The 15,813-nt window shown below is 59.1% G+C and carries 17 protein-coding genes and 7 tRNA genes; 16 read left to right on the top strand and 8 right to left on the bottom strand.

Features of this window, described 5'->3' with window-relative positions:
- The first annotated feature begins 6 nt into the window (after window positions 1–6).
- Genes ACTG27_RS12520 through djlA form a run of 3 tightly spaced genes read left to right on the top strand, consistent with a single transcriptional unit; the run spans window position 7 to window position 2,535 of the window.
- Window positions 7–1,017, top strand: coding sequence for an aminoglycoside phosphotransferase family protein (locus ACTG27_RS12520; RefSeq protein ID WP_439979752.1), 1,011 nt, complete (start codon window positions 7–9; stop codon window positions 1,015–1,017).
- Entirely contained in the window at window positions 1,014–1,682 is a 669-nt protein-coding gene (gene murU, locus ACTG27_RS12515) for an N-acetylmuramate alpha-1-phosphate uridylyltransferase MurU (RefSeq protein WP_100654471.1), read from the top strand. The genes ACTG27_RS12520 and murU overlap by 4 nt, the downstream gene beginning before the upstream one ends.
- Window positions 1,683–1,701: 19 nt before the next feature.
- Window positions 1,702–2,535, top strand: coding sequence for a co-chaperone DjlA (gene djlA / locus ACTG27_RS12510; protein ID WP_021231926.1), 834 nt, complete (start codon window positions 1,702–1,704; stop codon window positions 2,533–2,535).
- 81 nt (window positions 2,536–2,616) lie between these two features.
- On the opposite strand, the gene ACTG27_RS12505 is transcribed toward djlA, so the two are convergent.
- Window positions 2,617–4,068 (bottom strand): aminoacyl-histidine dipeptidase, encoded by a 1,452-nt coding sequence (locus ACTG27_RS12505; protein ID WP_439979751.1) that lies wholly within the window; start codon window positions 4,066–4,068, stop codon window positions 2,617–2,619.
- A gap of 947 nt (window positions 4,069–5,015) precedes the next feature.
- On the opposite strand from ACTG27_RS12505, the gene gpt reads away from it, so the two are divergent.
- From gpt to ACTG27_RS12480, 5 genes are all read left to right on the top strand, one after another.
- Window positions 5,016–5,483 (top strand): xanthine phosphoribosyltransferase, encoded by a 468-nt coding sequence (gene gpt / locus ACTG27_RS12500; RefSeq protein ID WP_005339007.1) that lies wholly within the window; start codon window positions 5,016–5,018, stop codon window positions 5,481–5,483.
- A 171-nt stretch (window positions 5,484–5,654) separates the two neighbouring features.
- Window positions 5,655–6,923 (top strand): esterase FrsA, encoded by a 1,269-nt coding sequence (gene frsA / locus ACTG27_RS12495; RefSeq protein WP_005349360.1) that lies wholly within the window; start codon window positions 5,655–5,657, stop codon window positions 6,921–6,923.
- 62 nt (window positions 6,924–6,985) lie between these two features.
- Complete coding sequence (crl, locus tag ACTG27_RS12490; RefSeq protein WP_005339003.1) at window positions 6,986–7,378, top strand: sigma factor-binding protein Crl; 393 nt, start codon at window positions 6,986–6,988, stop codon at window positions 7,376–7,378.
- Between the two features lie 179 nt (window positions 7,379–7,557).
- Complete coding sequence (gene proB / locus ACTG27_RS12485) at window positions 7,558–8,661, top strand: glutamate 5-kinase (protein WP_033114873.1); 1,104 nt, start codon at window positions 7,558–7,560, stop codon at window positions 8,659–8,661.
- Between the two features lie 34 nt (window positions 8,662–8,695).
- Entirely contained in the window at window positions 8,696–9,949 is a 1,254-nt protein-coding gene (locus tag ACTG27_RS12480) for a glutamate-5-semialdehyde dehydrogenase (protein ID WP_439979750.1), read from the top strand.
- An 85-nt stretch (window positions 9,950–10,034) separates the two neighbouring features.
- On the opposite strand, the gene ACTG27_RS12475 is transcribed toward ACTG27_RS12480, so the two are convergent.
- Genes ACTG27_RS12475 through rsgA form a run of 5 tightly spaced genes read right to left on the bottom strand, consistent with a single transcriptional unit; the run spans window position 10,035 to window position 12,869 of the window.
- The gene (locus ACTG27_RS12475; protein WP_139747880.1) at window positions 10,035–10,424 is read right to left on the bottom strand and encodes a hypothetical protein; all 390 of its coding nucleotides are present in this window, start codon (window positions 10,422–10,424) and stop codon (window positions 10,035–10,037) included.
- A gap of 2 nt (window positions 10,425–10,426) precedes the next feature.
- A complete protein-coding gene (locus ACTG27_RS12470; RefSeq protein WP_005338984.1) occupies window positions 10,427–10,678 on the bottom strand; it encodes a DUF2960 domain-containing protein in 252 nt (83 codons plus the stop codon).
- Window positions 10,668–10,937, bottom strand: a complete 270-nt coding sequence (locus tag ACTG27_RS12465) for a VF530 family DNA-binding protein (protein ID WP_005349372.1) — start codon at window positions 10,935–10,937, stop codon at window positions 10,668–10,670. Before ACTG27_RS12465 ends, ACTG27_RS12470 begins: the two co-directional genes overlap by 11 nt.
- Window positions 10,934–11,806, bottom strand: a complete 873-nt coding sequence (gene asd / locus ACTG27_RS12460; protein ID WP_026034874.1) for an archaetidylserine decarboxylase — start codon at window positions 11,804–11,806, stop codon at window positions 10,934–10,936. The genes ACTG27_RS12465 and asd overlap by 4 nt, the downstream gene beginning before the upstream one ends.
- A gap of 28 nt (window positions 11,807–11,834) precedes the next feature.
- A complete protein-coding gene (gene rsgA / locus ACTG27_RS12455; protein WP_439979749.1) occupies window positions 11,835–12,869 on the bottom strand; it encodes a small ribosomal subunit biogenesis GTPase RsgA in 1,035 nt (344 codons plus the stop codon).
- Between the two features lie 91 nt (window positions 12,870–12,960).
- Between rsgA and orn the strand changes: the two genes are divergently transcribed.
- From orn to ACTG27_RS12415, 8 genes are all read left to right on the top strand, one after another.
- Window positions 12,961–13,506 carry an oligoribonuclease gene (gene orn, locus ACTG27_RS12450; protein WP_042080584.1) on the top strand — a complete coding sequence of 182 codons (546 nt, stop codon included), beginning with the start codon at window positions 12,961–12,963 and terminating at the stop codon, window positions 13,504–13,506.
- Between the two features lie 178 nt (window positions 13,507–13,684).
- Window positions 13,685–13,760 (top strand) — tRNA-Gly (locus tag ACTG27_RS12445).
- Between the two features lie 37 nt (window positions 13,761–13,797).
- Window positions 13,798–13,873: transfer RNA gene (locus tag ACTG27_RS12440), tRNA-Gly, on the top strand.
- Between the two features lie 33 nt (window positions 13,874–13,906).
- Window positions 13,907–13,982, top strand: a tRNA-Gly gene (locus ACTG27_RS12435).
- Window positions 13,983–14,007: 25 nt separating this feature from the next.
- Window positions 14,008–14,083 (top strand) — tRNA-Gly (locus tag ACTG27_RS12430).
- Between the two features lie 24 nt (window positions 14,084–14,107).
- Window positions 14,108–14,183: transfer RNA gene (locus ACTG27_RS12425), tRNA-Gly, on the top strand.
- Window positions 14,184–14,207: 24 nt separating this feature from the next.
- Window positions 14,208–14,283 (top strand) — tRNA-Gly (locus ACTG27_RS12420).
- Window positions 14,284–14,307: 24 nt separating this feature from the next.
- Window positions 14,308–14,383 (top strand) — tRNA-Gly (locus ACTG27_RS12415).
- A 239-nt stretch (window positions 14,384–14,622) separates the two neighbouring features.
- Here the strand turns inward: ACTG27_RS12415 and ACTG27_RS12410 are convergent.
- Together ACTG27_RS12410 and ACTG27_RS12405 are read right to left on the bottom strand one after the other, a co-directional pair.
- Window positions 14,623–14,832: a cold-shock protein gene (locus ACTG27_RS12410; protein ID WP_005338972.1), complete on the bottom strand. Its 210-nt coding sequence runs from the start codon at window positions 14,830–14,832 to the stop codon at window positions 14,623–14,625.
- Between the two features lie 274 nt (window positions 14,833–15,106).
- On the bottom strand, window positions 15,107–15,775 hold the full coding sequence (locus ACTG27_RS12405) for a LysM-like peptidoglycan-binding domain-containing protein (RefSeq protein ID WP_076492804.1): 669 nt from the start codon (window positions 15,773–15,775) through the stop codon (window positions 15,107–15,109).
- Between the last annotated feature and the right edge of the window lie 38 nt (window positions 15,776–15,813).

Here is a 15,813-nt window from a genome sequence, read left to right as displayed (position 1 = left end):
CTACTTATGCACGATCGCGATTCCCTGCTATTGCAGTGGGCACGCCGTATTTCCGGTGATGCCACTCTCACGCTTACCCTCATTTCCGGTGATGCCAGCTTCCGCCGCTACTCTCGTGGTGGTGGTCTTGTGTGGGTGGATGCCAATCCGAAAACCGAAAAAAATCATGAGTTTGTTCGTAACGCGGCGGCCTTGCAGGCGCGTCAGCTGTTGGCGCCAGAGGTGAAGGCGGTGGACTACGAACAGGGTCTGCTGGCGGTCAGCGACCTGGGTGATACCCAGCTGATCTGCTGCCTGAACGAGCACAACGTGCTGGCCTGGTATGGCAAGGCGATTGATTTGCTGCCCCGCCTGGGGGCGGTTGAACTGGCGCTTGAACCCTTCGATGCGGCATTTATGGCGCGGGAAAACAGCATTTTCCCCGAGTGGCTGCTGGGTCACCATCTAAAACTGACCCTGAGCGACGAAGAGCAGCAACTGCTGGACGAGACCTTTGCCTGCCTCACCGCCTGCAATCTGGCCCAGCCGCAGGGGGTGATGCATAGAGATTTTCACAGTCGCAACCTGATGGTGTGTGGCGGTGATACCCCCGAGAGCAGCCGGCTGGCCATCATCGATTTTCAGGATATGGTCATCGGGCCGCTCACTTATGATCTGGTCTCCCTGCTGAAAGATTGTTACGTGCGCTGGCCGGACGAGGTGATCGATGAAGGGATGCGCCACGGCTTTGCCACCCTGCAACAGGCGGGTCTGCTTGGCGAGCTCGATTATGCCAGTTTCCGTCGTGATGCCGACCTGACCGGCATGCAGCGCCACCTCAAAGCTGCCGGAATCTTTACCCGGCTCTATCATCGCGACGGCAAGTCCGGCTATCTCAAGGATATTCCCCGCACCCTCGGCTACGTGGTGGATGTCTGTCGCACTCACGGTAGCGCCTATCCGGTACTGGCCCGTTTTGGTCAGTGGCTGGAGCAGGTGGTGTTGCCGGGAATTGCCAATGCAGGGGTAAAACCATGAAGGCGATGATCCTGGCCGCTGGCCGTGGCGAGCGGATGCGCCCGCTGACCGACCTGCTGCCCAAGCCGTTGTTGGCGGTGGGGGGCAAGCCGCTCATCGTTCATCACATCGAAAAACTCAAAGCCGCTGGCGTGACCGAGCTGGTGATCAACCATGCCTGGCTCGGCCACAAGTTGGTCGAGAGCCTTGGTGATGGCAGTGCGCTTGGCGTGACCATCCACTGGTCAGCCGAGGAGAGCGCGCTGGAGACCGCAGGCGGCATCGTGCAGGCGCTGCCGCTGCTGGGTTCAGAACCCTTTTTGGTGATCAACGGCGATACCTGGCTCGATCTCGATTATCACACTCTGGTCAGTCAGCCCCTTGGCGATGATTTGGCCCACCTTTGGCTGGTGCCCAATCCGCCCCAGCACCCGAACGGGGACTTTGCCCTGCAAGAAGGGCGAGTCGTGGATACGCCAGCGTTTACCTTCAGCGGGGTCGGACTATATGATCCGGCGGCCTTTGCCGGTCTCGCGGGCGGCGCCCGCAAACTGGCGCCCCTGCTCCGTGACTGGATGGCGCAAGGGCGGGTGGGCGGCAGCCTGCTCGCTGGCGAGTGGCGCGATATCGGCACGGTCGATCGACTGCGCGAGCTGGATGACCAGCTCCAGGCCCGCACTCATTAACTTCAAGAGGTCTTGAACCATGCGTATTTGGGGTAAGGTGCTGGGCGCCTTCTTCGGTTTTCTGCTCGGCAATATCATCGGCGCCCTGATTGGCCTCTGGATTGGCCACCGTTTCGACCGTGGCATGGGGCTGCAGGGGGCGTTTCGTCGCGGTCCGAGTCAGGAGCAGCAAGCCGTCTTCTTCCATGCCACCTTCTCGGTGATGGGCCATATCGCCAAGTCCAGCGGTCAGGTGACCGAGCAGGAGATCCGGGTTGCCTCCAACCTGATGGATCGGATGCGGCTGGCGGGTGAACAGCGTGCCCGGGCTCAGGAGTCGTTTCGTCTCGGTAAAGAGGCCGACTTCCCGCTGCGCGAGACCCTGGCCGAGTTCCGCCGTGCCAGCCTCGGCCAGCGCGACATTCTGCGCTTCTTCCTCGAGGTACAACTGCAGGCGGCCTTTGCCGACGGGCGGGTAGAGGAGGGCGAGCGCGCCATTCTGCACACCATTGCCGACGAACTGGGCTTCAGCCGCATCGAGCTGGCCCGCATTCTGGCGATGGCCGAAGCGCAGATGAACTTCTTCAATCAGGCCCATGGCCAGTATCAGGGGGGCCATTCCGGTGGCCAGCAGTATCGGCAGGCGGCACCCTCTGCGGAGCGCCTCAAGAATGCCTACCAGTTGCTGGGGGTGAGCGAGAGCGACAGCGATCAGGATATCAAGCGCGCCTACCGCAAGGAGATGAGCAAGCATCACCCGGACAAGCTGGCCGCCAAAGGGCTGCCGCCGGAGATGATGGAGATGGCCAAGGAGAAGACCCAGGAGATCCAGCAAGCCTGGGAGTGGATCCGCGAGGCCCGCGGCATCCGTTAAGCGCCAAAATCTGGCTGTAACAGACAATAAAAAGCCCCGCAGCAGTGCGGGGCTTTGTTTTGCCGTGTGGCGCAGGCCGGGTTATTTGGCCGGAATCGCTTCCAGTACGTGCACCAGCAGTTGCCAGAAACGTTCGACCGCCGGGATATGTACCTTCTCGTCAGGGGAGTGGGCACCGCGGATGGTCGGGCCGAAGGAGACCATGTCCCACTCCGGATAGGCGCTCTTGAACAGACCGCACTCGAGACCAGCGTGGATCACCATCACGTTGGGCATGGTGCCAAACAGGGTCTGGTAGCTGTTGCGTACCAGCGCCATGACGGGGGAGTCCACGTTCGGCGCCCAACCCGGGTAGGCACCGGTGAATTCGCAGCTGGCGCCTGCCAAGGTGAACAGGGAGCGGGTCATCTGCTCGATGCTCTCGCGGCCGGAGTCAATCAGGGAGCGGACCAGGCACTGGACGTACACTTCGCCATCCTGAGTCTTGATGACCCCCAGGTTGGTAGAGGTTTCGGTCACGCCGGGCATAGCATCGCTCATGCGCATCACGCCGTTCGGGCAGGCCATCAGGGCATCCAGCAGGCGCTGCTGCAGGGAGACGCTCATCAACTTGGCCGGTTTGGCGGCGCTGTTAACCAGCACGGTCAGGTTCGGCTCGGTGGCGGCCAGTTCGGTCTGGTAGATCCCGGTGTAGCGGTCAACCAGCGCCTTGAACTCGTTCACGCTGGCAGCGGGCACCTGCAGGGTGGCACGGGCTTCGCGCGGGATGGCGTTGCGCAGAGTGCCGCCGTGGATCTCGGCCAGACGCACACCCAGCGGCTCGGCTGCTTTGAGCAGACGCACCAGCAGCTTGTTGGCGTTGCCACGGCCGCGATGGATATCGCAACCGGAGTGGCCGCCACGCAGCCCTTTCACGGCCAGCTCGAATGCTTCGCCTTCGCTGGCGTCAACCAGCTCGAGCGGGAAGCGGATATTGGCATCCACACCGCCAGCGCAGCCCATGTAGACCTCGCCATCCTCTTCGGAGTCGGTGTTGAGCAAAATTTCGCCCTCCAGCCAGCCCGCTTCCAGACCGAAGGCGCCGGTCATGCCGGTCTCTTCGTCTGTGGTCAGCAGCACTTCCAGCGGGCCGTGCTTGATGGTCTTGTCAGCCAGCACAGCCAGACAACCGGCCATGCCGATGCCGTTGTCGGCACCCAGGGTGGTGCCACGGGCAGTGACCCACTCGCCATCGACATAAGCATCGATGGGATCGGTCGCGAAGTCGTGTTTGGTGTCGGCGTTGGCCTGCGGCACCATGTCGATGTGGGCCTGCAGTACCACGGCTTTGCGGTTTTCCATCCCCGGGGTGGCCGGTTTCTTGATGATGATGTTGCCGACCTTGTCCTGCTTGACCGCCAGACCTTCCCCTTGGGCCCATTGGATGATCCAGGCGCTCAGTTTGGCTTCATGTTTGGAAGGGTGGGGGATGGAGCAGATCTGTTCGAAGAAATGCCAAATCAGTTTGGGAGAGAGAGAGCTAAGCTGTGCCACGTCGGGACTCCTTACCAGCACGGAATTAACAGGGCCCCATCAGCGGGCCGGGGAAGAGGATAACGATAATACAGTCAATCACACAAAAATGTGAGCAATCAGCGCAAATCGCAGGCAGCTTGTGCTGGCTGATGGCAACCAGGCAGTACGATCGTCAGGTTCGGACGACGCTGACCGATAGAAAAGAAAATGTGTGACCGATCTCACAAAAATATTGAATTTAACGCACCGACTGGTAAATTAGCTCCCGTGGTTCGCCACCCGTCAGGATGACGATGAAAGCCTCCAGGGAACCGAAGCAAAGCAAGTGCGCCTCCATGGAACCGAGTGTTCGTTCAAGGATTTGAGCCCGCATTAAAGGTACGTAACTTGTTAAGCAATCAGGAGTTTCAATATGCCAGGCAGCAACTCAACCTATTGGTTTGCCCCCTCTTTGTATACCCAGGGTTTCAGCTACCCTAATCCCTTCGTCACTCGTCGCTAAGACGAGCTGCCCAACCAGGCAGAGGCGAGAAAGCAGCAGGTGCGTGAGGTAAATCCTCCCCCTGCTATTTTTTTATCTGCGATTTGCCGCACAGCCCATCTGGACTCGGCAGCAGGGACGGCAGGTTAGTCGTTTGGCGCTCTAGATGGGCCGAATGGAGAGGGTGATGCCGATTTTTCCTGTTTTTGGCATACGTTTGCCAGGCATTTTCTTTGCAAACGGTGCTATCATATCGGCCCAACAGCCTGTCCGCGGTTTGGACACATCATCTAACCGATCGCCGGATAAGCCCATCTTGCTTCCATTGTTATCAGATTTGCTGCCGAGGCTTAGCCCTGAGGCAGCCGAAGTGCAATCTGAATTCAGTCGGGCAAGGGCCACCATTTACTGGCATCCGCAGGGATAATTGCGGATGTTGTTATTTTAAGTGATTGTTTTTAAATAACTATTCGAGATCGATAACATGCCGAAAAAGTTCTATGTGTCGTGGGACAACCTGCAACGTGAAGCTCGCCGTCTGGCCCGTCGTCAGCTGCCTGTCAGCCAGTGGAAAGGTATCATCGCGGTCAGCCGTGGTGGTCTGGTGCCCGCAGCCCTGATGGCCCGTGAACTTGGCATTCGTAATGTGGAAACCCTCTGCATCTCCAGCTATGACCATGACAGCCAGCGCGAGCTGGTAGTCGTGAAGGCTGCCACCACCGCCGGTGACGGCGAAGGCTGGCTGGTGGTGGAAGATCTGGTGGACACTGGCACTACCGCCAAGGCGATCCGCGAGCTCTACCCTAAAGCCAAGTTCATCGCGATCTTTGCCAAGCCGATGGGCGAAGCGCTGCTGGACGATTTCGAAGTGGCGATCCCGCAGGATACCTGGATTGAACAGCCGTGGGATATGGCACTGGAGTTCGCCACACCGATCTGCGACGAAAAGTAACGGGATCGGGATGTGATGCTCGCTGCGTCCATTGGTCGCAACCGGCAATAATGGTTTCACAGGGCTCCAATTTGGAGCCCTGTTTTTTGTATATCAATCTGTTGCAGGGTGGCTGATGGGCAGTAAAAGTGGTTAAGATGAGCTATTGCCTGATATGAATGGGACACTATCTTGGACTTGAACGAAGACCTAAACCTGACCGAACAGCTCTTTACCCGCGTCAAGAAGGTATTGGAAACATCCGAGATCTCCAACTCCAGTGCGGCTGATCTGGCGCAAGCCGAGTCAGACGAGATGTTTATCGACGGATCCATGTCAAAGAGCTGGTATCGCCTGCTGCGCCGCCCCTCCTGGACCTGGCAGGGGGCTGATCCCATCGAAGTGGAGCAGACCCTGGCCCGTATCGCCATGGCGACCGGCGAGCGCACCCACGATTGCTATCTCGATACCATCAAGGGCTATGTGCCCGGCAACTGGATCTACGAGTGGAGTCAGGTGGCTGGTAACTATTTCAAGCAGGGCCGCGAACTGCGCGAGAAGGGTGATCCTTCTGGCGCCTTGAAACAGCTGCTCAAGGCGGTGCGCTACTACTCCATCGCCAGCTATCCCCATCTCAAGGATGACGAGCTGGCGGATCAAGCCCAGCTGCTTGGCAACATGGCCTATCGCGAGGCAGGTCGCCTGTTCAAGGTGCCGCTCAAAGAGATCCAGGTGCCTTTTCGCGGCAAGCATATTCAGGGTTATCTCCACCTGCCGACGACCGAAAAACCGGTGCCGCTGGTGATCATCAGCGGCGGGATCGACTCCCTGCAGCTCGATTTCCTCAACTTCTATCTCAAACGGCTCGAGCCCAACGGCATCGGCATGCTCTCCCTCGATATGCCCGGGGTTGGCTATGCCGAGCATTGGCCGCTGGTGCAGGATACCAGCCGCCTTCATCAGGCGGTGCTCCATTACCTTTCCGAAGTGGCCTGGGTCGATCATCAGCGTATCGCCATGGTGGGAATGCGTCTGGCGGGTAATATCGCAGCCAGACTGGCCTTTATCGAACCGTTCAAGCTGCGGACCGTGGTCTGTGTCGGCGCCGGGGTCAATCAGGTGTTTACCAATCAGGAGCTGTTTGCCAAATGCCCGCGCATGATGCGGGACAGTCTGGCCAACCGGTTGGGGGCGGATGCGGCGCAGTGGGACGGCATGCGTACCAAGTGCCAGGTTTTTTCACTTAAAACACAAGGATTACTGGGGACTCGCACCTCTGTGCCGATATTGAGTATTGGACACAAGCGAGATTTTATTTGTCCCGAGCAGGATGTACGGGCATTGGCGGCGGCCAGTCGTAACGGCAAGGCCATCGTATTCGACAAACAGCCTTTGCTGGAGGTGTATGACAAGGCACTGGACGAAATCGTCGAGTGGCTGAAACAGCATTTGTGTACCTGATATTGCGCTAAAGAACTGACGCCATCCCGAGGTGGCGCGGCTTGTTTAACAGGGAGGTTAACATGTCTGAAAGAGTGACTTACAAGCGACTGCTGAGGCAGTTTGCTGCCATTGGCCCCTATTTGCGTGAGGATCTCTGCGAAGAGGGGCGTTATCGTTTCGACTGCCTGTCGGTCTGTGTCAGCGCCAAGCCGGCGCCGGACAAACGGGAGTTCTGGGGCTGGTGGCTGGTGCTGGAGCAGGACGATCACCATTTCCGTTACCACTATCAGCTCGGTTTCTACAATGCTGATGGCGAGTGGCTGGACAAGCCGATCCCCAAGAAGCACCAGGTAGAAGTGGAGCGGACCCTCAACCGTTTCTACAAGCTCATCAGCGACAAACTGACGGCACTGGAGTGTCAGTTAGCGCCAGCGGATCAGGTCACCAATGAGTTGACCGTGACCGCCGCTTGATCCCTGATGCCCGGCGAGCAGCATCCCGCTGTTTGCCGGGCCATCAGTCAGCCATCTCCCCTTCCGCCCGCAATCATCCGGGCTTTGCCCCATCTCCTCACCCCGGCGTTAATTGCCTTGCAGGGCACCATGGCCGTGGGTATAAAGATATTCCTTACTTTTTTAGCCTTTATGCTCCCATGGAAAACAGAACCATAGTCGTCAAGTTGGGCACCAGCGTGCTCACAGGGGGGTCTTCCCAGCTCAATCGTGCCCATATGGTCGAGCTGGTCAGACAGTGTGCGGCCTTGCACCGTCACGGCCATCGGGTCGTGGTCGTCACATCAGGGGCTATCGCCGCCGGGCGTGAACATCTGGGTCACCCGCCACTGGCGCCAACCCTGCCCAACAAGCAGATGCTGGCGGCGGTTGGTCAGACCCAGCTGATTCGGGTATGGCAGGATCTGTTCAACCTCTACGGTCTGCATATCGGCCAGATGCTGCTGACCCGCGCCGATCTGGAAGATCGGGAGCGCTACCTCAACGCCCGCGACACTATGCGCACCCTGCTCGATCACCGCATTATTCCGGTCATCAACGAAAACGATGCGGTGGCGACCGCCGAGATCAAGGTAGGCGACAACGACAACCTCTCCGCCCGCGCCGCCATCCTGGCGGATGCCGATCTGCTGATCCTGCTCACCGACCAGAAGGGGCTGTTTACCGCCGATCCGCGCACCAATCCCGATGCCCAGTTGATCGAAGAGGTGCAGACCATCGACGATACCCTGCGTTCGCTGGCGGGTGACAGTGTCAGTGGCCTCGGTACCGGCGGCATGGCCACCAAGCTGCAGGCGGCCGATGTTGCGCGTCGCGCCGGCGTCAACGTGGTGATCGCGACCGGCCAGATGCCGGAGGTGATCGGCCGTCTCGCCAAGGGCGAGCGTATCGGAACCCTCTTCCCGGCGCTGGCCTCCCCGCTGGAAGGGCGCAAGAGCTGGATCCTGGCAGGCCCACCCCCTCACGGCGAAGTACATGTGGATCAGGGGGCTGTCGCCGCCATGAAGGAGAAAGGCTCCAGCCTGCTGCCCAAGGGGATCGTCGCGGTCAAGGGAGACTTTATTCGGGGCGATGTGGTGCGCATTCTTGATCCCAAAGGCGCCGAGCTGGCCCGCGGCATCTGCCGTTACGACCATCTGGAGCTGGACAAGCTGCGCGGCGTCCACTCGGATCAGATTGAACAGGTATTGGGCTATGGCTACGGCTCTGTGGCTATCCATCGAGACGACATGGTGCTGCTCTAATCAGGGCGGCACGGCATGAACAAAGGGAAATGAGATGAGTCTGGAGAAAATGGGGCAGGCGGCCCGTGAAGCCGCCTATCAGCTGGCGACCGTCAGCACGGCGCAGAAGAACCGGGCGCTGGCCGCCATCGCCGACGAGCTGGAGGCGCGCAGTGAGCAGATCCTCGCTGCCAACGCGAAAGATATCGCAGCCGGCCGTGAGGCGGGCTTGTCAGAGGCGATGCTGGATCGCTTGCTGCTCAATCCGGCCCGGCTGGCCGGTATCGTGGCGGATGTACGCAAGGTAATCACGCTGGATGATCCGGTCGGCGCCGAAATGGATAGCCGGGTGCTGGAGAATGGCCTGCGGCTCTCCCGTCGTCGGGTGCCCATCGGGGTTATCGGCGTTATCTACGAGGCGCGTCCCAACGTCACCATCGACATCGCCAGCCTCTGCCTCAAGACCGGCAACGCCAGCATATTGCGTGGCGGGCGCGAGACCTTCCACTCCAATCTGGAGCTGGTGCGGGTTATCCAGCATGCCTTGGCGGCCTCCGGTCTGCCCGAAGCGGCGGTGCAGTACATCGACAACCCGGATCGGGCGCTGGTCGGCGAGTTGCTTCGTCTCGACCGCTATGTGGACATGATCATCCCCCGTGGTGGTGCTGGCCTGCACAAGATGTGCAAGGAGAACAGCTCCATTCCGGTCATCATCGGCGGGTTCGGCATCAGCCATATCTTCGTCGACGAGAGCGCCGATCTGGTGCGCTCTCTGGCGGTCATCGACAACGCCAAGGTGCAACGCCCCTCCGCCTGCAATGCCCTCGATACCCTGCTGGTACACGAGAAGGTGGCAGCCACCTTCCTGCCGCAACTGGTGACGCTGATGAACGAGCGCAAGGTGACGCTGGTGGCCGCGCCCAACGCCATGACGCAGTTGGCGGGTGCCGACAACCTGTGCGAGGCGGGGCCGGAGGATTTCGATACCGAGTGGCTCGGGCTGACCCTGGGGGTCAAGTTGGTGGCGGATGTGAACGAGGCGCTGGCCCATATGCGCGAGCACAACGCCGGCCACTCCGATGCCATCCTGACCAACGATCTGGCCAACGCCGAGCGTTTCGTCAATGGGGCCGGCTCGGCGGCTGTCTATGTCAACGCCTCGACCCGCTTCACCGATGGCGGCCAGTTTGGGCTGGGGGCTGAAGTGGCGGTGTCGACCCAGATGCTGCACGCCCGTGGCCCCATGGGGTTGACCGAGCTCACCAGCTACAAGTGGGTAGGGCAGGCCGATTATCTCAGCCGCGCCTGATAACCGGTTGTGTCAGATACAAAAATGCCGACTCTTGGGTCGGCATTTTATTTGGTGGATATCGTGAAGATATCAGGCGCTCGGGTTATTCCCCGTGATAGATCGCCTTGTCACCGTGCTTGAGCACATAACCCTTCCAGATAAAGAGGGTGTAGCCGCTGCCCTGCCACGACCAGTTGCCCTCCGCACCTTGACGGGTCAGCAGGTGCTGCTCGCCGCTTGGCAGATGCAGTTCGGCCTGCGTCTGGTCGGCATTGAACATCACGAAGGCGCTGCTGGTCTGGCTGGCATCGGTCGGATTGAGCCGGATACCCTCTTCAAACAGGCGCACACATTTGCCAGTCAGCGCTGACCACTGATAGCCCGCACTGCCGATACAGCCGTGGCTGTCGCGATCGCCGCCCACTAGATGTTGTTCCGGTGTACTGCATGCCGCCAGCAGCAGAGAGGCGGCCATCAGGGTCAAGGTGCGCATGGTTACTCCTGCAGATCCCGTTCGATGACGATGTTGGAGAATCCCAACTCTTTGAAGTAGTTCTCCTGATAATCCTTCACGCTTTTCTTGTCGCGGCGACAAACCTGAGCCAGCTGGGCCTCCATGGCGTGAAAACTGGTGAGATCCAGCCCTTCAGCAGCAGCGATGGCGTCGTAGATACTGCGGAACTTGTCGTTCGCGTAGCCGATCTCTTTGGCCTGTTTTTTATAGGTGTACGTAATCTTAAAGGCCATCTTGCCCTTCCTTCTTCGATTTGGCTTGCTTGCGCTGGACGTAGAGGTAGAGGCTTTCGACCTTCTCCCGGGCCCAGGGGGTCTTGCGTAAGAACTTCAGGCTGGACTTGATGCTGGGATTATCGGTGAAGCAGCGGATATTGATCTGCTGCCCCAGCTCTTCCCAGCCATAGTGTTCGACCAGCGCGGTGACGATGGCTTCCAGCGTCAGCCCGTGCAGTGGGTTGTTTTTCTGCGAGGCGTTCGGTTGCTCGCTCATGCCTGCTCCGCCAGCTTGGCAAAGGGCTGACCCATGCGGGTGGTGACGCCATTGGCCAGATGGGGCTCGAAACCGGCCAGCATGCCCGGGCCAAACAGGCAGACCACGGTGCTGCCCAGCTTGAACAGGCCCATTTCGGCGCCTTTCTGCAGAGTAATGGCCTCGTCGCCGGTGTAGTCCCAACGCACCACCTTCTTCTCTTTAGTCGGCGCAATGTTGCCGGCCCAGATGGTCTCGATGCTGGCCACGATAGTGGCACCGACCAGCACCAGCGCCATGGGGCCGTGCGGGGTGCGGAAGGTGGCGACCACCCGCTCGTTGCGAGCAAACAGGTTCGGCACGTTCTCGGCGGTGAGCGGGTTGACGGAGAAAAGATCCCCCGGCACGAACACCATGCTCTCCAGCACACCATCCAGCGGCATGTGGATGCGGTGGTAATCCTTGGGCGCCAGATAGATGGTGGCGAAGTCGCCATCCTTGAACGGCGCAACCAGATCCTCATAGCCGCCCAGCAGCTCGCGAGCGCTGTAGTCGTGGCCCTTGGCCTGAATGATGCGACCCTGCTGGATCGGACCGAGCTGGCTGACGGTGCCATCGACCGGCAGCGCCAGGGTCATGGCATCTTCTACCACGGGGCGGATACCGGGTTTGAGCTCGCGGGTGAAGAACTCGTTGAAGCTCTTGTAGTGGGCCGGGCTCTCGTGCAGCGCCTCACTCATGTCGACCTGATACTGCTTGATAAAAGCCTCGATCACTTTGGTAGTGATGTTGCCCGCTTCGGCGGCGGCAAACTTGCCGATCAGACGGGAGAGGGCGTGCTTGGGCAGACAGTATTGACCGGCAATTTTCAGGTTGTCAGTAATGCTCATGTTCATCATCAACGTAGGTTTATTAGGGTCACAGGCGCGCTTGCTGGCGACCGTGACGGGCTTCCTGCATGGTTTCCAGGATGCGGTGATAGTTGTGGAAGCGATCGGCGCTGATGGCGCCCGCGTCGACCGCGGCGCGCAGGGCACAGCCGGGATCGTCCTTGTGGGTACAGTCGCGGAACTTGCAGCCACCCAGATAGTCGCGAAACTCGACGAAGCACCAGGTGATGCGGTCGGCCTCCAGATGCCAGAGGGCGAACTCGCGGATCCCGGGGGAGTCGATGAGATCGCCACCGCTCGGGAAGTGGTAGAGCCGCGCCGTGGTGGTGGTGTGCTGGCCGAGCCCCGAGTTTTCGGAGATCTCGCCGGTCAATACATCCAGCCCCGGCATCAGGGCGTTGGTGAGCGACGACTTGCCCACCCCGGACTGGCCGACGAAGATGCTGATCTTGTCGGTCAGGGCTGCCTTGAGTTCATCCAGCCCTTCGCCGCTCTCGCAGCTCACCAGCAGCACCTCGTAATTGAGTTTGCGGTAGGTTTCGAGCTGGCTTTCGATGCGCGCTCTGGCGGCATCATCGAGCATATCGACCTTGTTCAGCACGATGAGGGGGCGGATCTCCACATCCTCGGCGGCCACCAGATAGCGGTCGACGATGTTGGTGGAGAACTCGGGCATCACCGCCGAGACGATGATGATCTGGTCGATATTGGCGGCGATGGGTTTGACCCCGTCGTAGAAGTCCGGCCGGGTCAGTACCGAGTGGCGCGGATGCACCGCCTCGATGACGCCCGCTGTCGCGGCATTGAAGCCGGGACGCCACACTACCTTGTCGCCACAGACCAGACTGCTGATGCTGCTGCGCCGCAGGTTGCTGCGGTGGATGGTGCCATCGACCGCTTCCACGTCTGCGTGCTGACCAAAACGGCTGATCACCACCCCTTCGATGGCGGGGCCAAACAGGGTGTCATCCACCACTGTGGTGTGATCTTTTTGCAGCCGCCGTTCGCGGTTGGCCTGGACGCGCCTTTGTTGACCCAGATTGAGTTTTGCTTTCTTTGCCACTCGATTCGCCAGTTTATGAACAGATCCAAAGCCAGTATGATACATGCAAATTGGCAAAATTCCGCCATTCCTCCCAATAGAGAGAGCAATCATGACAGTCAGCGCGCAGAACCTGGTATGGATCGACATGGAGATGACGGGTCTCGACCCCGAAGAGAACGTGGTACTGGAGATTGCCACCATAGTCACCGACAAGGATCTGAACGTACTGGCCGAAGGGCCGGTCATCGCCATTCATCAGAGTGATGAAGAGCTGGCCAAGATGGACGACTGGAACGTCAACACCCATACCAAGAGCGGTCTGGTCGCTCGGGTCAAGGCGAGTCAGCACGATGAGGCGAAAGCCATTGCCGAGACCCTCGAGTTCATTCGCCAGTGGGTGCCGGAGCGCACCAGCCCGCTGTGCGGCAACAGCATCGGTCAGGATCGCCGCTTCATGGTCAAGCACATGGCCGAGCTGGAAGCCTTCTTCCACTACCGCAACGTCGACGTCAGCACCATCAAGGAGCTGGTACGCCGCTGGCAGCCGGAACTGCTGGATCAGTTCAAGAAGAGCGGCACCCACCAGGCGCTGGACGATATCCGCGAATCCATCGCCGAGCTGCAGTTCTATCGCAGCCACGTCTTCAAGATCTGATTCCCCGGCAAGGGTTTGTCATACTCTGGCTGCTAAAATCGACAGTTCGGCCAGCTTTTGAGCGAACGCGCGCAACCAGACAAAAAAGCCCTTGCAATTGGAATGACTGCTCTTATAATTCGGCTCCCGTACAGTAGCGCAAGCAACCAAATGCTGTACGGCCTGTTTTAAGGTAGTTGCGGGAATAGCTCAGTTGGTAGAGCACGACCTTGCCAAGGTCGGGGTCGCGAGTTCGAGTCTCGTTTCCCGCTCCAAAAATCTGATGATGACACTGGTGCAAACCAGCCCGATGCGGGAATAGCTCAGTTGGTAGAGCACGACCTTGCCAAGGTCGGGGTCGCGAGTTCGAGTCTCGTTTCCCGCTCCAATCATCAGCCAGCCTCAAGACAACCAAATTGTTGCGGGAATAGCTCAGTTGGTAGAGCACGACCTTGCCAAGGTCGGGGTCGCGAGTTCGAGTCTCGTTTCCCGCTCCAAAAAATTTGTAAGTGATATTCCGATGCGGGAATAGCTCAGTTGGTAGAGCACGACCTTGCCAAGGTCGGGGTCGCGAGTTCGAGTCTCGTTTCCCGCTCCAATCACTTGCAGATGACATTCTGTTGCGGGAATAGCTCAGTTGGTAGAGCACGACCTTGCCAAGGTCGGGGTCGCGAGTTCGAGTCTCGTTTCCCGCTCCAAACATTTGTAAGTGACATTCCGTTGCGGGAATAGCTCAGTTGGTAGAGCACGACCTTGCCAAGGTCGGGGTCGCGAGTTCGAGTCTCGTTTCCCGCTCCAATCACTTGTAAATGACATTCTGTTGCGGGAATAGCTCAGTTGGTAGAGCACGACCTTGCCAAGGTCGGGGTCGCGAGTTCGAGTCTCGTTTCCCGCTCCAATCTCTCTTCGAAGTTTTCATAATCCCTTTGAATTGCCCTTCACATCGCGCTGCGATGTTTTGTCGTATCTGGCGTTTACTAGGCGCGTCTCTACCACCTCCTGCCAACAGGAAGGGGATGTGGGCTCATGGTGCGGATTGTACGAGGCAAGCGGTTGTAACAGGTGGTGGGAGGCGAGAATTGCGGGCAAAAAAGAGGAGGGGCCTTGGCTCCTCCTGCATGATTCACTGGCGCGGGCTTAGACCAGAGTAACGTTCTCAGCCTGAGGGCCTTTTTTGCCCTGGGTCACAGTGAACTGGACTTTTTGACCTTCAGCCAGGGTTTTGAAACCGGTGCTCTGGATGGAGGAGAAGTGAACGAATACGTCCGGACCCTGGGATTGTTCAATAAAGCCAAAACCCTTGGTTTCGTTGAACCATTTTACCTGGCCGGTGCGAATGTCAGACATGTGCTAAATCCTATCAATAACAAAATGAAACTAAGCCCGTGCTGGGCTGCATTTGCCTTGCAAGCAGGGGTTGGCTCATGACTGACCACGTCTCTTTGTCCCAGTAGCACGCAGAACAATCCCTGTCTAAAGCACAAACGATTGTACGTTAGCGCCGATCCTTGTCAATTTGACCCCTTTCGTTTTTTGGACAAGCTAAAAATATTGTGAAGTCAGTAGCTTATTTGAAGATATTTGACTGAAAAAAACGGGAGGCCAGCGCCTCCCGTTTTTGTTATTCCTTGAGGGCGAACCCTTCGCCCTGCCGGTCGTAGCGATAAACCGCCTGACCGTAGGAGCGGATCTCCACCCGCTGGATGCGGCGGGTGTCGTCCACCAGGATGAAGATAGAACGGCCCGATTGCAGGCGGGTCAGGGGGCGATCCGGTCCCTCGATGGCGATCAGGCGGCTTAGCTCGGCACCCGGCAACTCGAATTTACGCCAGATGGAGTAGAGGGTCTCACCCGCCTGCACATCGTGTTGCAGCCAGGTACCGTTGACCTTCTCTTCGACCGGCTTGGCTGCCGCGGGCGCACCGCCTGCCGCGCCATTACCGACAGTTAGAGCTTGAGCAGGCACGGCCAGCGGCACTTCCAGCGAGCCGGAAGGGGCTGCTTTGGGGGCGGATGGTGCCGGCTCCCAGGCCAGTACCAGCAACCAGAGCGGGATCAGTATCAGCAGACCTATGGTGTTTTTGCGGGGCAGCGGGCTGGACAGCTTGAATTTGCCTGCTTTGGCATCCTGGCGGCGTTGGCCGAGGTCGCTCATCCCTTGGCCAAAACGTTGGCGCAGGGACAGGGTCGCGGCATTGATGCGATGGAGCAGGGATCCTTGTGATTCGTCTTGGCGACGCTGCTGGGCTCGTCTGTTATGGCCTCGTGGGCGACGGTCCGGGGTGGGCACGGCATTTACCTCTCACTACATTGCCTGCCATCAGGCAA

The sequence above is a fragment of the Aeromonas sp. 97A genome, from assembly GCF_051919185.1.
Classification (GTDB): Bacteria; Pseudomonadota; Gammaproteobacteria; order Enterobacterales; family Aeromonadaceae; genus Aeromonas; species Aeromonas veronii.
Note: the sequence above shows the minus strand (reverse complement) of the source record. Positions and strands in the feature narration are given on the sequence as shown.

Excerpts from the sequence above, each read along its gene's own strand:
- ACTG27_RS12520 (WP_439979752.1), top strand. The coding sequence starts at position 7 with ATGCACGATCGCGATTCCCTGCTATTGCAGTGGGCACGCCGTATTTCC.
- murU (WP_100654471.1), top strand. The coding sequence starts at position 1,014 with ATGAAGGCGATGATCCTGGCCGCTGGCCGTGGCGAGCGGATGCGCCCG.
- asd (WP_026034874.1), bottom strand. The coding sequence starts at position 11,806 with ATGAGCATTACTGACAACCTGAAAATTGCCGGTCAATACTGTCTGCCC.
- ACTG27_RS12480 (WP_439979750.1), top strand. The coding sequence starts at position 8,696 with ATGAGTCTGGAGAAAATGGGGCAGGCGGCCCGTGAAGCCGCCTATCAG.
- ACTG27_RS12410 (WP_005338972.1), bottom strand. The coding sequence starts at position 14,832 with ATGTCTGACATTCGCACCGGCCAGGTAAAATGGTTCAACGAAACCAAG.
- gpt (WP_005339007.1), top strand. The coding sequence starts at position 5,016 with ATGCCGAAAAAGTTCTATGTGTCGTGGGACAACCTGCAACGTGAAGCT.
- ACTG27_RS12470 (WP_005338984.1), bottom strand. The coding sequence starts at position 10,678 with ATGGCCTTTAAGATTACGTACACCTATAAAAAACAGGCCAAAGAGATC.
- djlA (WP_021231926.1), top strand. The coding sequence starts at position 1,702 with ATGCGTATTTGGGGTAAGGTGCTGGGCGCCTTCTTCGGTTTTCTGCTC.
- orn (WP_042080584.1), top strand. The coding sequence starts at position 12,961 with ATGACAGTCAGCGCGCAGAACCTGGTATGGATCGACATGGAGATGACG.
- proB (WP_033114873.1), top strand. The coding sequence starts at position 7,558 with ATGGAAAACAGAACCATAGTCGTCAAGTTGGGCACCAGCGTGCTCACA.
- crl (WP_005339003.1), top strand. The coding sequence starts at position 6,986 with ATGTCTGAAAGAGTGACTTACAAGCGACTGCTGAGGCAGTTTGCTGCC.
- ACTG27_RS12465 (WP_005349372.1), bottom strand. The coding sequence starts at position 10,937 with ATGAGCGAGCAACCGAACGCCTCGCAGAAAAACAACCCACTGCACGGG.
- ACTG27_RS12475 (WP_139747880.1), bottom strand. The coding sequence starts at position 10,424 with ATGCGCACCTTGACCCTGATGGCCGCCTCTCTGCTGCTGGCGGCATGC.